Genomic DNA, 15,383 nt, shown 5'->3' with positions numbered 1-15,383 from the left:
CTCGCGATTGGCCCTCGCGATTGGCCCTCGCGCCTAGCCCTCGCGATTGAGCCGCGCCGCCAGGCGGGTCCAGAGCGACCTCGGGGCGATGGCCGCCCGCAGCCTCCGCCAGCGTCCGGCAGTGGAACGGAGGCCGCCGACCACCGTGAGCACGTCTCCGGACGCCCCGGAGTACGCGCCGCCGCCGGTCGGCGCCGCGTAGCTTTCCCGCTCTACAGCGACCCGAAGGCGACCGATAGCCGGGTGCGCCCCCGGCGCATCCGTGGCGAGCATCTCCTCCGCCTCGCGCGGCGTCGCCGTCTGAGGGATCGCGTAGCCGAGGTCGTCCGCCGACTGCAGAACCTCGCACCACGCGACGACGGCCGGGGCCGTTCCCGCCCGCAGCGAGCGTACCCGGCGGCGGCGCTGCAGACCCCTGACCGGCCCGGGAATGGAGAACACCAGCGCCACCAGCACCAGCGCGAACGCCGTCCAGAGCCACGAGGTGAGCCCGGTGACCGCACCGCCATTCGCGCGGTTGTGGCCAGAGGGATCCAGGGGGTTGACCGAGGCCGACGACGACGGGCGCGGGCCCGCGGACGGCGCGGCGGAGGCGGGCGTCGAATTGACCGGGATCGGCACATCGGCCAGGCTCTGGTCGGCGTAGCTCGGGATGTCGCCCCGTCCGGGAGTCGGCTCGAAACGGGTCCAGCCGATCCCCTCGAAGTACAGCTCCGGCCAGGCGTGAAGGTCGTGGGAGGTCACCTCGAAGGTGGTGCGGCCCGCACTGTCGAACCCGGTTCGGGATCCAGGCAGAAAGCCGACCGCGATCCTCGACGGGATGCCCAGGCTGCGCGCCATGACCGCCATGGCCGAAGCGAAGTGGATGCAGTACCCCGATTTCGCCTTGAGGAACGCGGCGACCACCTTCATGCCGGTGCCGTCGTAGCCGGCCTTCACCGGGGCGGTCTCGGAGTATTCGAAGTCGCCGATCCGGAAGAAGTCCTGCAGCAGGAGCGCCTTCTCGTAGTTGCTTGGCGCGCCGCCCGCCACCGCCTGGGCGGTCGTGCCGATCACCGCTGGGATGTCGGGCGGGAGTTCCAGGTACGGCGAGAGGCCGCTCGGCACGGTGGAGCCGGCGGCCTCGAGCTGCGCCGGCGTCGGCGAGATCGTGAGACTCACCGCCCGATAGGTCTCGCCCTCTGCGGTCTGGTTGGGGCTGCGCACCACGAGCCCGGGCGGATCCCAGTACCAGTCGCCAAGGAGCCCGCTGATCGTGGTGGTGGGGTAAGGGAGGGGGAGCCAGGGACTCGTGAGGGACTTGATGGAGACGTAGCTCGTGTCGTTCGACCGGTTTACCTCGGGCGACAGCCCCGGGGCGTCCCCCAGCTTGTTCGTGGTGTTGCCCCGGTTGACCGAGAAATTGTCCGGGCTCCAACTCGACCCGACGAATTTCTCCAGGCTCACGAGCCTCAGGTAGTGACCGTCGCCCGACTTCGTGCTGTAGTCGAGCACGGTGTGCTCGATGTCCTGGCGCAGGTCGTCGCCGAGGGAGAGCACCGGGTTCACTCCGGTGCTGAACCCCGATCCGATCTCCTCGGCCGGGGTAATCGCGGGCAGCACTAGCGGCAGCACCATCGTGCCGACGATGATCGCGGCTGCGAGGGACACGGTCGCGCGGGTCAGCCGCAGCGGCACGGCGCTGCGCAGGAGCAGCAGAAACGCGAGGGCCGCGGCAACGAACAACAGCGGATCGGTGGAGTCGATCGACACGACGCTCGGCACCGCGAGGAGCACGGCGAGCGGGATGCCGGCGAGCGCCGGCGAACGCAGGGTGAGGGCGAGCAGGTCGGCGATCCACACGATCGCACCGACACCGGCGCAGAGCAGGAAGGTGATCGGAATGTTCGCCACGGCGGGCAGGGACTGTCGGTTGATCGACACTCCGGCCGCGTCGGTCAGCTCGCGGAACCGCTCGAACGAGTCGCCGGTCGGCACGACCCCGAGAAAGGCGGTGCCGGCGGCGAAGAACAGTGTCAGCGCGCCCCCGAGCACGAGCAGCGACACGAGCGGCGGCACCCATCGGCGCCTCGTGATGTAGCGTGCGCCGGCCGCCGATCCGAGCACGAGCATGCTGAGCAGCACCAGCTGGATCCACCAGAGCGCACCCTCGAGAATCACGTGCAGCCCGGTGATGGTGGCGATCACCGCGAGGAGGAGCGCGCCGGTCACCCTCGCCGCGCGATCCCGGCCGAAGCCGGTGGGAATGGTGGCGGTGGGGCCGAGCCTGCTCGCCGTGCTAACCGCGTGCACGGCTCGCCTCCTGGGCCGCGCCGACCGCGCGCCAAACGGACTCGATCGGTTCGCCTACGGCCACCGGGATGCAGATCCAGCCGCCCGCCCGCAGGACACCGGCCAGCGCCAGCTGGCGGGGCGAGATCAGGAAGGCCACGGCGAGATCGAACGAGTGGCGTTGGGTGACGAGACGGTCGACGAGCTGCTGGTCGGCATCCGAGAGCACCGCGAAGATGGAGCCCTGCGAGCGGTCCGGTCGGTCGACCCCGCTCAGGAGGGTGAGGTCCGAGGTCGCGTCGTCGACGAGCCGCACGACGGCGAGGCTCTCGAGGAACTCGTTCGGCCGGTCGAGCGGCGCGAGCTGCACCGGCCCGGTCTCGATCACGCGCACGACGAACCCGCTGCGCAGGAGGTGCAACCCGACCGAGGCGATCAGGGAAACTGCCCGCTCGAAGGACTCGCTCTCCGGCTGGTCGACCTCGCGCGGAAAGTCGGCGTCGCGGTAGCGGACGCGGCGGGTCTCCAGCACGATGCGCGCCTCCGCGTGGCTGCGCTGCTCCTCCTGCCGCACCATGAGCTCGCCGTGGTGGGCGGATGCGCGCCAGTGCACACGCCGGAGGGCATCCCCGCGTCGGTACTCCCGGGTCATGAGATCGTCTTCGCCGCCGAGCGCCCTCCGCTGGAGCGTGCGCGTCGGCCCCTCGTCGGCCGCGATCGACACGACGTTGTCTGGCAGGGCCACCACATCCGGGGCCACGATCAGCGTCTGTGATGTGCCGGCGACGGCCTCGCCGGTCGCGAGGCCGAATGGGTCGGCGAAGTCGACGAGCATCGGCCCCACCGGGAAGGCTCCGCGAATCGGGGGCACGAGCTCGTACTTCATGCGGGCCGAGTTGCCGCGTCCGGCGAACCGTGGTCCGCGCGGCTTGAGCGCACCGAGCCGGCCGGGCTGGGAGGAGAACGGCCGCCACGGCCAGGTGTCGCGCCAGGCGACCTCCATGGTCGGAATGGTGGCCTGGTTCTCGATGTCCAGGTGCACGACGGTCGGATGACCGGCACTCACGACGCGCGGGGCGAACGTTCGGCGCACCGACATCCGCACCCTCCGCCAGCGCACGAAGGCGACGGCAACGAGCGGCAGTAACACGAGGAAGCTGCCGAGGTAGAGCAGCTCCCGCCGTCCCAACCAGTAGGCGAGTGGCAGGGCGGCGATGCCGAGGACGAGCAGTACGACCCCGCGTCTGGTCAGTCGCGCGGTGCGCGAGGAGCGCCGTCGGCGCCAGCGGCTGGACATGGCGAGGTCAGGCCGGCCCCACTACACCGAGCGGCACCGGCGTCGCCCCCACGATGCGGGCGATGATCTCGGAGACCGCGCCCGGGTCGAACGGGTTGCCCCTGCCGGAGACCCGGTTGGTGGGGATGAGACGGTGGCTGAGCACCGGGATGGCTAGGGCGTCGATGTCGTCGGGAAGTACGAACTCGCGGCCGTCGAGGGCGGCGCGGGCCTTCGCCGCGCGCACGAGCTGGAGCGTCGCCCGCGGACTCGCGCCGAGCCTCAGGTCCTCGTCGCGTCGCGTCGCCTGGGCGATGCTCACCGCGTACTGCTCGACCGCCCATGACACGAACACCCCCCGCACGGTCTCGATCATGGCGATCAGCTGCACCGTGCTCACGACCGGTTCGAGGTCGTCGAGCGGGCTCGACGACTCTCTCCGGCGGAGCATCGCCAGTTCGGCGGCCTCGTCGGGGTAGCCCATCGAGATGCGCATCATGAAGCGGTCGCGCTGCGCCTCGGGCAGTGGATAGGTGCCCTCCATCTCGACCGGGTTCTGGGTCGCGATGACCGTGAACGGCGAGGCGAGGATCGAGGTCGTGCCGTCGACGGTCACCTGGCCCTCCTCCATGCTCTCAAGCAGCGCCGACTGGGTCTTCGGGCTCGCGCGGTTGATCTCGTCGCCGATCACGATGTTCGCGAAGATCGGCCCGGGCTTGAACTCGAACTCGCGCTCCGCCTGGTTGTAGATGGAGACGCCGGTGATGTCGGACGGGAGCAGGTCGGGGGTGAACTGGATGCGGTTGACCGTGCAGTCGACAGACTTGGCAAGCGCCCGGGCCAGCATGGTCTTGCCGACGCCCGGAACGTCCTCGATCAGCACGTGTCCCTCGGCGAGAAGCGCGGTGAGGGCCATCTGGACGGCCTCGCGCTTGCCGTCGATCACGGTCTCGACTCGACGGATGATCTCGGCACAGTTTCGATAGAAATCGTCGAGTGCCATGGCGTCGCTCGTGTTGTTCACCGTTGACCTTCGCAAAGCGTTTGGAGTACCTCTCGTGAGTCTGCCAGATGGACCGCTGAATTGCGGCTGGGAATCTGCCGTGCGCCCGCGGCCCGAATCTCGTCGGGACAGCCGCTAGCGTTGAACCGTGAAAATTACCGTGCTCTCCGGAGGCGTCGGCGGCGCCCGCTTCATCCGCGGACTGCGCCAGCACGTGCGGTCCGCCTTCCCCGACGGGGCAGGCGCCTCAACCGCCGAGCTCACCGCGATCGTGAACACCGGTGACGACATGTGGCTCACCGGAGTGCGAATCGCCCCCGACCTCGACTCCATCATGTACACACTCGCCGGGGAGAACGACGAGGAGCGCGGCTGGGGCCGCATCGGCGAGACCGAGCGGGTGAGCGCCGAGCTTCGCGCGTATGGCGTCGGCTGGCCGTGGTTCACCCTCGGCGACCTCGACCTCGGCACGCACCTCGCCCGCACGTCGCTTCTGCGGGACGGCTTGCCGCTGAGCGAGGCGACCCGGCGCATCACCTCCCGCTGGGACCTCGGCGCGACGCTCCTGCCGGTGACGGACGACGAGGTCGAGACACACGTCGTGGTCGACGACGCCAGCACGTCGATGCACTTCCAGGAGTGGTGGACCCGGCATCGGGCAGCGCTTCCCGCCCGCGCGTTCGTGCAGCACCGGGTCGAGGCCGCCAGCCCTGCGCCCGGCGTGCTCGACGCGATCGACGCAGCGGACGTGATCCTCATCGCGCCGTCGAATCCCGTCGTCTCAATCGGCACCGTTCTCAGCATCCCGGGCATCCGCGAGGCCATCGCCGCGGCGCACGCGCCAGTCGTCGGTGTCTCGCCGATCATCGCGGGCGCCGTCGTGCGCGGCATGGCGGATGCGTGCCTGTCGGCAATCGGCGTGGCCACCTCCGCCGAGGCCGTCGCGGCGCACTACGGCGCGCGGTCGGCCGGCGGCCTGCTCGACGCCTGGCTCGTTGACCAGACGGATGCCGCCGCAGTTCCCGCAATCGAGGCCGCCGGCATCCGCGCGACCGCCGTGCCGCTCTGGATGCGCGACCCGGAGTCGAGCGCCCGCCTCGCCGCGGACGCCCTCGCGTTCGCCACCCGGTAGTCCCGGCCGCCGCGCCGGCACCACCGTCGCCCGCCACCACCGGCACATTAACGCTTCTCCGGAGGTTTGGTTCCCCGCCCGCCGTATCGGGTCCGAAACGCCCTATATTCACCCGCTGAGTCGCGATCCTCCGGAGAAACGCAGGTGGCAGCGCCTCCGGAGAAACGCAGGTGGCAGCGCGTGGGTGGCAGCGGCGGCGCGCACACCGCCCACGTTGCCCGCCCGAAACATGCCGGCGTTAGACTGGCGGCGAATCTGGTTTCGCGCCCGGCTTTGGGCTCTTTCTTTTCGATCGAGAAACGTTGAGCCATGCCGGAATTCAGTGAAGAAGCCTTCGTCCCCACCGCATCCGCCATCAGCCGCGCCCTCAAGCGCGCCGAGACCGGCGTGACGATCGACGCGACCGAGGCCGAGACCCTGCTGCACGCCCGCGGCGCCGACCTCGAACGCCTGCTGGTGGCCGCCGGGCGCGTGCGTGATGCCGGGCTGGAGCGGGCGGGGCGCCCTGGGGTGATCACCTACTCGCGCAAAGTCTTCATCCCGGTCACCCACCTCTGCCAGGACCGCTGCCACTACTGCGCCTTCGTGAAGACTCCTGCGCAGCTCAAGGCCCAGGGCAAGGCGATGTTCATGTCGCCGGACGAGATCCTCGAGGTGGCCCGAAACGGCGCGGCCCTCGGCTGCAAGGAGGTGCTCTTCACCCTCGGTGACCGGCCGGAGGCGCGCTGGCCGGAGGCGCGAGAGTGGCTGGACGCGAACGGCTACGACTCGACGATCGCCTACCTGCGGGCGATGGCCGTGCGCATCCTCGAGGAGACCGGCCTCCTCGTGCACATGAACCCCGGCGTCATGACGTGGGAGGAGATCCAGCGCCTCAAGCCCGTCTCGCCGTCGATGGGCATGATGCTCGAGACCACCTCGACACGGCTCTTCACCGAGAAGGGCCAGGCCCATTACGGATCGCCAGACAAGGACCCAGCCATCCGCCTGCGGGTGATCGAGGACGCCGGTCGCAGCAACGTGCCATTCACGACCGGACTGCTCCTCGGCATCGGTGAGACCTACGCCGAACGAGTCGACGGGCTGTTCGCGATCCGCGCCGCGAGCAGGCGCCACGGGCACATCCAGGAAGTCATCATCCAGAACTTCCGATCGAAGATGTCGACCGCGATGATGCGGCGCGAAGACTTGCCGGTAGAGGAATATATCGCCGCGGTGGCCGTGTCGCGCATCGTGCTCGGGCCGGGAGCCCGCCTCCAGGCGCCGCCGAACCTCACGGACGAGAACGAGCTGGCCCTGCTCGTGCGCGCCGGCATCGACGACTGGGGCGGCGTCAGCCCGCTCACCCCCGACCACGTCAACCCCGAGCGTCCATGGCCGAACATCGACGAGCTCGCGAGGCTCACGGATGCCGCGGGCTACACCCTAAGCGAGCGCCTCACCGTGCACCCGCACTACGTTCGCGCCGAGGAGCCGTGGCTCGACCCGCGGCTGCTCCCCCACATCCGCGCCCTCGCCACCCCGGACGGACTCGCGGTCGAGGGTCGCGTGCCGGTCGGGCTGCCGTGGCAGGAGCCGGACCCCGAGTGGATCGGTTCCGGCCGGGTCAACCTGCACACCGAGATCGACACCGAGGGCCGCTCGACCGATCGGCGCAGCGACTTCGAGGACGTCTACGGCGACTGGTCGGAGCTGCGCGAGACCGTCGGCGACACCCGACGAGCGGCCGGCCACTCGGGCGACCCCGCCGTGCGCGCGGCGCTGTCCCGTGCCGAGACCGAGCCAGCGGGGCTCAGCGACGCCGAGTACGTCGCGCTGCTCGGCGCCGAGGGGCAGGACCTGGATGCGCTCGCCGGCCTCGCCGATCGGGTGCGCCACGACACGGTCGGCGACCGCGTCGGCTACGTCGTCAACCGCAACATCAACTTCACCAACGTCTGCTACACCGGCTGTCGCTTCTGCGCCTTCGCGCAGCGCAAGACCGACGCCGACGCGTTCACTCTCTCCATGAAGCAGGTCGGCGACCGCGTGGACGAGGCCTGGAACATCGGGGCGACGGAGATCTGCATGCAGGGCGGCATCCATCCCGACCTGCCGGGCACCGCCTACTTCGACCTCGCCCGCCAGGTGAAGGCGCGCCAGCCCGGGATCCACCTGCACGCCTTCAGCCCGATGGAGATCGTGAACGGGGCGGCTCGCACCGGCCTCAGCTACCGGGACTTCCTGCTCGAGGCGCAGGCGGCCGGACTCGACACGATCCCGGGAACCGCTGCCGAGATCCTCGACGACGAGGTGCGCTGGGTGCTCACCAAGGGAAAGCTGCCGACCGCCGCCTGGATCGACATCGTGTCCACGGCGCACAGCCTCGGCATCCGCTCGAGCTCCACCATGATGTACGGCCACGTCGACAACCCCACCCACTGGGTCGGGCACCTGCGTACCCTCTCCCGCGTGCAGGACGACACGGGCGGGTTCACCGAGTTCGTGCTCCTGCCGTTCGTTCATATGAACTCACCGGTATATCTCGCCGGGGTCGCCCGCCCGGGCCCGACCGCCCAGGAGAATCGGGCTGTGCACGCGGTCGCGCGCCTCATGCTGCACGGCCGCATCGACCACATCCAGACCTCTTGGGTGAAGCTCGGCACGGAGGGCACCCAACTCATGCTGCAGGGCGGGGCGGATGATGTGGGCGGCACCCTCATGGAGGAGACGATCAGCCGCATGGCCGGAGCCGACAACGGTTCGGAGAAGACCGTGGACGAGCTCGAGGAGCTCACGTCGGCGATCGGACGCGAGGCCTACCAGCGCACGACGACGTACGGCGAGCCGTCGGCGGAGCGGCGGGAGATCGCGCGCCAGAACGCGTCCACCGGCTATGCGTCGACGGGAAAGTCGCTTCGGCTGTTGCCGCTGGACGTGGTCAATTCGCGCTGACCACGTGGTCAACTCCCGCTGACCCTGACCCTGGGCCTCGGCCTGGGCCTTGACCCTGGGTCCTGGGCCTGTCTTGGGCGGTCCACTCTTCGGAGGGGCCGGCGAGCGTGCGGGCGGATACCCGCCCCTCACGAGTCCGGCGGCTCTTCCTCGGCGGCCGTTTTTGGCGATACGATCCCCGCGCTCGCATTGGCGCTTCGGGCGAAGGCCCGCCAGAGCAGCGGCAGTCCGATGACGATCGCGAGCAGCAGCACGAGGCCGAGCAACGCCAGCCCACCGAGTTCGGCTACCGGCACGCGCCCCCTCAGCGCGAGGAACCCGACGGGTATCGAATCCCAGAGGCTGTGGATGCCGACGGCGGCCAGGAAGATTCCGATGAAGTTCGCAGAGAGCCCGAAGCGTCCGGCTCTGGTCGCGGCGAACAGGGCGCCGCCGACCAGCGCCGTGAGGATCGGGTGAAGGAACGGCGTGATGAGCGATCTCATCGCGGTCGCGAGCACGAGCGACCCGACCGGCGGCAGCGAGTAGATGGGATGCTCCCACAGGCTGGCCAGATATTGGATGTTCTCCATCGACGCGAATCCCAGGCCGACCGCTCCTCCCACGAACATGCCCGTTCGGAAGGTTTTGACCGGTAGCCGGAGTCCAAAGACGAGCACCGTCAGAGCCTTGAGCGTTTCTTCGACCGGGCCGGCGAACAGCGTGGACGTGATGCCGAGCCCGGTCCTGCCGAATCCGGGTAGCGAGGTCGACTGCGCCGCACTGAGGGCGGTCAATTCGTTGATCGTCCCCGCGACGGCGGTGGTGACTAGCGCCGCGACTCCGAACGCGCCGAGTAGTCGCGCAACGCTGAGTCCGTCGGATGGCCTCAGCCGATGGGCAAGGGTGTACAGGAGGCCGGCCGACACGAGTAGCGCACCGAGAATCACCGGCTCGGTGGGCAGGTCGTGGCCTCGAATGCCGATCAGTGCGCCCGCGATGAGCAGTCCGGCGAGGAGCACTCCCCCGCCGAGCGACATCCACAGCCCGCCTCGCGGGCCCAGCCACTTTCGAGCGGGCGCTTCGGTGGCCCCCGGCCGCCCGTGAGTCGCGGCATCGGCGATGGCGCTCGCGGCGGCCCCGCGCGACGACTCCCCCGCCGCCGGTGACGAGGAGCCCGGCTCTTCAGTTGTTGAGGTGTTGTCAGTCACGTTCGAATGCTACCGGCCGCAGCGGGCTTCATGCCCCGGCGTGCCGCACGGCCGCCATCGCGCAGATCGCCGCCGACTTGCTCGGCATGGGCCGCCGCACCCGATTCGGATCGACGTCGGGCGGCGGTACGAGCCAGTACTCACCACCGTCTCGCTCGATTCGCCAACCGTTGTCGTGGTAGAGCATGTGATGCGTGCGGCAGAGGAGGATGCCGTCCGCGATGTCGGTGCGCCCGCCGTCCCTCGCCCAGTAGTCGATGTGGTGCGCCTCGCACCAGGATGGCGGCCGATCGCAGCCGGGGTCGCGACATCCGCCGTCCCTGACCGCCATTCCGACGCGTTGTCGCTCGGTGAACGTGCGCTGGTCCCGGCCGACGTTGACGCACTGCCCCGCGTCGTCAAACAGGACGCCGACAATGCCGCTCGAGCAGAGGTGTCGCTCGACGGTCTCGAGGGAGACCGGATCGGAGGCTCCCTCAATCGCCCCGTGGCCGTGCCGTTCGCTGAGCACCACCTCCGACACGATCACCCGCACGGCGGGAAGCCGGCCGCCAAGGATCCTCTGCGGATCGGCGTCAATTCCGATCCGGAGCAGGCCGATAATCGCCTCAGCCGCGATCTGCCCGGGAGTTCGCGGGTCGGCGGCGACGCCCTCCGCCCGCTGGCGCTCGCCGGCGGCCACGAACCGCGGCCCACCTCGTTTCGGACTCGTCGCCGAATCGTACGCGGCAAGCAGCAGTGCCCCGTCCTCATCCGCGAAGGCGAAACTCCCGACGACCATGCCGTCTGCTCGCCGCCGGGCGGAGAAGTACTGGAGTTCGCGTCGCTCCTTCTCCCGGCGTGCGATTGCCTCCGCGTCGAGCGCGTCGCGGAGGGCCCTGGCGTTCCGCTGCATCCGATCGGCGCTGGCACCCGGCGAGTCGGCGATGAGGGCGAGGGCTGACTGCGTCAGCGACTCCGCCGCGATGACACCATCCAGGGATCCGAGCCCCAGGCCGATGGAGTGCGCGGAGGCAAGGCTCAGCTCCCCGCGTTCGACCGCCTCCACAATCGGTGCGTGCCAGGGCGCAAGTGCCGGCTCGATCGAACCATCCGTGGCGAGCGCAGCCGACGCGTCGGCGAGCTCGGCCATCATCACGCCGACTGTCACGAGCTGGGCGGCTTCCACCCGGGTCCCCCCGGTCATCGACTGGATGAGCGCGTGGGCGTCGAGGAATCCCTTTCGCTTGGCGAGTCCCTCGAAACCGAGTTCATGACGCGAACGGCGCGCGATCTCCGACGCGACCCGCGCCCCGTAGGGCTGGGCCGCTCGGAGCAGGGTGGCATAGGCCTCCTGGGCGCCGAGCAGTTCATCGTCGCTGAGCAGCGAGACCGCGGCGATCGACGACGCCACACGGACAACGGTGGCGACCGTTTTGTGCAGGGCTTCGGCGGAATTGGACATGAACCCATTTTCGCAGATTCGAACATATATTCGAAGCTTTGCAGGCAATCTGTGGACAAGAAAAACTGTCGCGGGCTGGGGAGGAGAAGAGAGCACACGGGGAGGGAGAGGGGACCAAACGGACAGGACGCGGAGACTGGGTGGGCAGGCGGGAGGACGGGCGGGCAGGCGGGAGGATGGACGGGAGGACAGGCGGGAGCGCGGCCGGAGCGCAGCCGGAGGACATGCCGGTGCGCAGGCGGGAGCGCGGCCGGAGCGCGGCCGGAGCGCGGCCGGAGCGCGGCCGGGAGCCAAGCACGGCGCACACCACCACGCCCCATTATCCAGACGAGCGAATCAGGCGGCAGGAGATGGAGGCCCGGTGGGGACCCGCCTCACATCGCGCGGAAGGCCGCCGCCGTCCGCGCGCCAAGTCGACCGGCCAACTCCCGAAGCTCCTCGAGCGTGTCGACGTCCCGCCGCAACCCCGAATCGGCCTCGGCGGGCAGCACGACATACCCCGCGGCGGCATGCGCGGCCGCCGATCCGATGCCGAAGGCCGGCGCGTGCACCGCCGGCCGGACCGCCGTGGTGAGGGTGGTGCCCGTGCCTGCCGCGTCCGCCACCATCGCCAGCGGACGGGCGGCCGCGAGCTCGAGGGCGCGCCCGAGTTCCTCCGCGGTGAGTGCCGGCAGGTCGCCGAGCAGCACCGCGACCCCGTCTCCCGGCGCGGACCGGGCCGTCGCCGTTTCGATGCCCTGGTCGATCGCCGAGGTCAGTCCGGGCGGCCCCGCCTCGACGATGACTGTCGCGCCGATCCCTGCGAAGTCGGCGGATGCCTCGGCCGATGTCACCACGAGCACCCCCAGCACTCCCGGGGCGGCGAGCGCGGCCTCCACGGTGTCGAGGGCGATCGCCCGCGCGAGCGGTGCATGCGCACCCGGCGACCCGCCGAACCGGGACTTCGCCTCCACCGTGCCCTTCACCGGGACGACGAGCCACCAGTCACTCACGCGAGGCGCGCCCCGCCTCGAAGCCCTCCCGCCAGGCCTCCTCCGTGCCCAGCCGGAACATGTCCTTCTCCGACGGTCGAACCAGTACCCGGGCGCCCGGCGCCGCCGCATCGAGCAGGTGCGCCATCCCCCGCACGACGGCCACCGGCAGCCCCGACGCCTTTCTCTTGACGAGGTCGGCCGCCGCCGCGATCTCGTCGCCCACCGCGGGCAGGGTGACCTCGAGCGATCGGCCCTGCGTGTCGGTCGAGCCGCGCAGATCCTCGAGCACCACGACCCCGCTTGCACCGATTGCGACATCGGTCTGGCCCTCGCGCCAGGCTCGGCCGAGCGTGTCGGTGATGATCACGCCGAGTCGGAACCCGAAGCGTGCAGACAGGGCGGCGCGGATGACGCCGGCCGAGTCATCCGGGTCCACCGGGAGCAGCAAGACGGTGCCGTCCGGGGTGTTCGAGGCGTCGACGCCGGCCGCGGCTCCCACGACGCCGAGACGGTTCTCCACGATGCGGGTGACCCCGCCGGGGTAGGCGCGCGTGGCCACGACACGCACGGTCTCGTCCGTGATGGCCTGCTCCCGGTCGGCCGCGGAGATCATGCGGCCCTCGGCCTTCGACACGACCTTCGACGTGACGGCGAGGATGTCGCCGTCCTGCAGACGGCCGCCGGCGGCGTCGCCGATGATCGAGGCGAGGTCGTCGCCGGAGACGATCTCGGGAATCCCGTGGAGGGCGAAGACGGTGAGCATCATCGGGTGAGCGCCGGCAGCACGTCGCGGGCGAAGACGTCGATCCACTCGCGCTGGTTGCGGCCCGCGTTGTGCAGGTAGATGCGGTCGAAGCCGAGATCGAGGTAGCGCTGGATGTGCGCGCGATGGGCGTCCGGCTGCTCGGACACGAGCATCCGGCCCTCGAAGTCCTCCGCTCGCACGAGCCGGGCGAGCTGCTCGAACTCGAACGGCGAGCGGATGTCGGAGCGCGGGAACCGCATCCCGCCGTTCGGCCACTCGGTGATCGCGTTGGTCATGGCCTCGTCGGCGGTGGGGGCCCAGCTGAGGTGCAGGCGCAACACCTTGAGGCTCCGGGACGGGTCCTTGCCGACCTCCCGCGCTCCCTCGTCGAAGCGGGCGAGGAGCGCGGCGATCTTGTCGATCGGTGCGCCGTCGACGATGAGTCCATCGACCACGCGGCCCGCGCGCTTGGCCGTGACCGGTCCCGAGGTGGCCACCAGGATCGGGGGCGGTGCGGCCGGCATCGTCCACAGCCTGGACGACTCGAGCTTGAAGAAGGTGCCGGAATGCTTGGCATCCCGACCGGCGGCGGAGGCGGTGAAGAGCTTGTTGATCACATCGACGGCCTCGAACATGCGGTTGATGCGCTCGGCGGTCTCGGGCCAGTACGCGCCGGTGACATGCTCGTCGATCGCCTCCCCCGAGCCGATGCCGAGCCAGTGCCGCCCAGGATACATGGCCGCGAGCGTGGCACTCGCCTGGGCGACCATGGCCGGATGCCAGCGAAAGGTCGGCACGGTCATACCGGTCCCGAGGTCCCCTGAGGTGGTCTGCCCGAGGGCGCCGAGCACGTTCCAGACGAAGCTCGCATGCCCCTGCCGCGGCACCCACGGCTGGAAACGGTCGGCCGCCATGATGCCGGCGAAACCGCTCTGCTCGGCGTGGTTGCTCAGCTCGATGATCTCGGTGGGGTGGAACTGCTCCAGCATGGCGGCGTAGCCGATGTGGGGCGAGGTGGGGGGCATGCCTCTATTCTCGCGTGCCGGGCGAGGCCCTGGCGAAGACGGGGATCCCGGCGGCCACCGCGACCTCGCGATAGGCGTCGCCCAGGTCGGCGAGCGTGGAGTGGGCGTTCAGCCCGCTCGGATTCGGCACCACCCACAGCTGGGCGCCGCCGATCGTCTCCGGCTGCCGACCGACGAGGGCCTTGCGGCGATCGAAGGCGATGCGATAGGCGGTGATGCCGAGCATCGCGACCGCCGCCGGCCGAAGGCTCGCCACGCGGTCCGCAAGGGCCTCCGCCCCGGCCTTCAGCTGCTCGTCGTCCAGTTCGTCTGCTCGCCGCGTCGCGCCCGGCACGAGGCTCGTGATGCCGACTCCCCTGGCTATCAGGTGCTCGCGGTCGCCCGGATCCAGTCCCTCCGAGGCGTCGATCAGCCGGTCGACGATGCCCGCGCGGAGGAGCGCCGGGTAGAAACGGTTGCCGCGCCTGCCGAAGTGAGCCTGCACGGCCGCGGTGCGCAGGCCGGGGTTGATGCCGACGAAGAGCAGGCGGATGCCGGGCCCGACAAGATCGGGCAGCGTCCGTCCGCGGAAGGCGTCCAGTTCGGCCGCAGCGAATCCCACCCCTGCACCCTACGGCACGCCCCCGGCGGGAGAGTCAGCCCTCGACGTCCCTCGCGCGCAACTCGGCCTCGAGCCTTCGGATGCGGTCCTCGTTCTCGTGGTCGCGGATCTCCCGCTCGAGCGCCTCGAGTTCGCGCTCGGTGCTGCTGCTGGCGATCGGCGCCGGCGCCTCCCGCCGCCGCGGGTCGCCGAAGCTCCCTCGGTCGACGGTCTGCTGGGGACGTTCCCTCCCGATGGCGAACCAGAGGATCGAGCCGACGAGCGGCAACAGGATCACGATCAACAGCCACAGCGTCTTGTCGAGGTGCCGGATGCGCCCCTGGTCGGAGGTGATGATGTCGACGAGGGCGCCGATCACGAGCCCAAGGACCACGAGGGAGAAGACGAGGTACATGAGGCGATCTTAGGGAATACCGGGGCCGAAGACGAGACTCGATCGGTCTGAATCCGACGAGTGTTCGATTGATCGATTTTTTCCTTGCGCCCCGATCGCTCCTGCCGGTACGGTAATCAAGCGCCATCGTCGAAAGGAGGCCAGCGTGTACATCACAGATATTCCGGGAATGTCCCGTATCCCCGCCGGCTTCGTCGGCGTCCCCACCGCCTGATCGGCTAGCGCCGCTTCCCCGGAAGCACAGTCCGCCACCGGTCCCTACGGTGGTGACGCTCTCGAAGCCCGACCCGGCAGGCCCCAAAACGGCGAACACAGTCGTGCCTGCTCGGGTCCACCACCCCGCACGGCCTGTCACCGACGCGCCGTCCCACCCGCCGCTCTCGGAGCGGCTCCC

At 70.1% G+C, this 15,383-nt stretch carries 12 protein-coding genes; 2 read left to right on the top strand and 10 right to left on the bottom strand.

Annotated elements, in window-relative coordinates; genetic code table 11:
* Positions 1-33: 33 nt before the first annotated feature.
* From VIM54_RS04105 to VIM54_RS04095, 3 genes are read right to left on the bottom strand one after another with little or no spacing between them, the layout of a single operon-like run.
* A complete protein-coding gene (locus tag VIM54_RS04105) occupies positions 34-2,292 on the bottom strand; it encodes a DUF3488 and transglutaminase-like domain-containing protein (RefSeq protein WP_331899381.1) in 2,259 nt (752 codons plus the stop codon).
* The gene (locus VIM54_RS04100) at positions 2,279-3,568 is read right to left on the bottom strand and encodes a DUF58 domain-containing protein (protein WP_331899379.1); all 1,290 of its coding nucleotides are present in this window, start codon (positions 3,566-3,568) and stop codon (positions 2,279-2,281) included. Before VIM54_RS04100 ends, VIM54_RS04105 begins: the two co-directional genes overlap by 14 nt.
* 7 nt (positions 3,569-3,575) lie before the next feature.
* Positions 3,576-4,550, bottom strand: a complete 975-nt coding sequence (locus VIM54_RS04095) for a MoxR family ATPase (RefSeq protein ID WP_331899377.1) — start codon at positions 4,548-4,550, stop codon at positions 3,576-3,578.
* Positions 4,551-4,698: 148 nt separating this feature from the next.
* Between VIM54_RS04095 and cofD the strand changes: the two genes are divergently transcribed.
* Both cofD and VIM54_RS04085 read left to right on the top strand, forming a co-directional pair.
* Complete coding sequence (gene cofD, locus VIM54_RS04090; RefSeq protein WP_331899375.1) at positions 4,699-5,682, top strand: 2-phospho-L-lactate transferase; 984 nt, start codon at positions 4,699-4,701, stop codon at positions 5,680-5,682.
* Between the two features lie 309 nt (positions 5,683-5,991).
* On the top strand, positions 5,992-8,616 hold the full coding sequence (locus VIM54_RS04085; protein WP_331899373.1) for a bifunctional FO biosynthesis protein CofGH: 2,625 nt from the start codon (positions 5,992-5,994) through the stop codon (positions 8,614-8,616).
* 128 nt (positions 8,617-8,744) lie between these two features.
* Here the strand turns inward: VIM54_RS04085 and VIM54_RS04080 are convergent, their stop codons facing one another.
* The 7 genes from VIM54_RS04080 to VIM54_RS04050 all read right to left on the bottom strand — a co-directional run bounded on the left by VIM54_RS04080 (position 8,745) and on the right by VIM54_RS04050 (position 14,989).
* Positions 8,745-9,806: a PrsW family intramembrane metalloprotease gene (locus VIM54_RS04080; protein ID WP_331899371.1), complete on the bottom strand. Its 1,062-nt coding sequence runs from the start codon at positions 9,804-9,806 to the stop codon at positions 8,745-8,747.
* A 28-nt stretch (positions 9,807-9,834) separates the two neighbouring features.
* Entirely contained in the window at positions 9,835-11,250 is a 1,416-nt protein-coding gene (locus VIM54_RS04075; protein ID WP_331899369.1) for an HNH endonuclease signature motif containing protein, read from the bottom strand.
* 374 nt (positions 11,251-11,624) lie between these two features.
* The gene (gene cofC / locus VIM54_RS04070) at positions 11,625-12,242 is read right to left on the bottom strand and encodes a 2-phospho-L-lactate guanylyltransferase (protein WP_331899367.1); all 618 of its coding nucleotides are present in this window, start codon (positions 12,240-12,242) and stop codon (positions 11,625-11,627) included.
* Positions 12,235-12,987, bottom strand: coding sequence for a coenzyme F420-0:L-glutamate ligase (gene cofE / locus VIM54_RS04065; RefSeq protein ID WP_331899412.1), 753 nt, complete (start codon positions 12,985-12,987; stop codon positions 12,235-12,237). The genes cofC and cofE overlap by 8 nt, the downstream gene beginning before the upstream one ends.
* Positions 12,987-13,994: a TIGR03557 family F420-dependent LLM class oxidoreductase gene (locus VIM54_RS04060; protein ID WP_331899366.1), complete on the bottom strand. Its 1,008-nt coding sequence runs from the start codon at positions 13,992-13,994 to the stop codon at positions 12,987-12,989. The genes cofE and VIM54_RS04060 overlap by 1 nt, the downstream gene beginning before the upstream one ends.
* Before the next feature lie 4 nt (positions 13,995-13,998).
* The gene (locus VIM54_RS04055; protein ID WP_331899364.1) at positions 13,999-14,595 is read right to left on the bottom strand and encodes a mismatch-specific DNA-glycosylase; all 597 of its coding nucleotides are present in this window, start codon (positions 14,593-14,595) and stop codon (positions 13,999-14,001) included.
* A gap of 34 nt (positions 14,596-14,629) precedes the next feature.
* Positions 14,630-14,989, bottom strand: a complete 360-nt coding sequence (locus VIM54_RS04050) for a PLDc N-terminal domain-containing protein (RefSeq protein WP_331899362.1) — start codon at positions 14,987-14,989, stop codon at positions 14,630-14,632.
* Positions 14,990-15,383: the final 394 nt, after the last annotated feature.

The organism is Lacisediminihabitans sp. (assembly GCF_036569425.1).
Classification (GTDB): Bacteria; Actinomycetota; Actinomycetes; order Actinomycetales; family Microbacteriaceae; genus Lacisediminihabitans.
The sequence above is the reverse complement of the archived record's forward strand: the minus strand, read 5'-3'. Positions and strand labels throughout refer to the sequence as shown.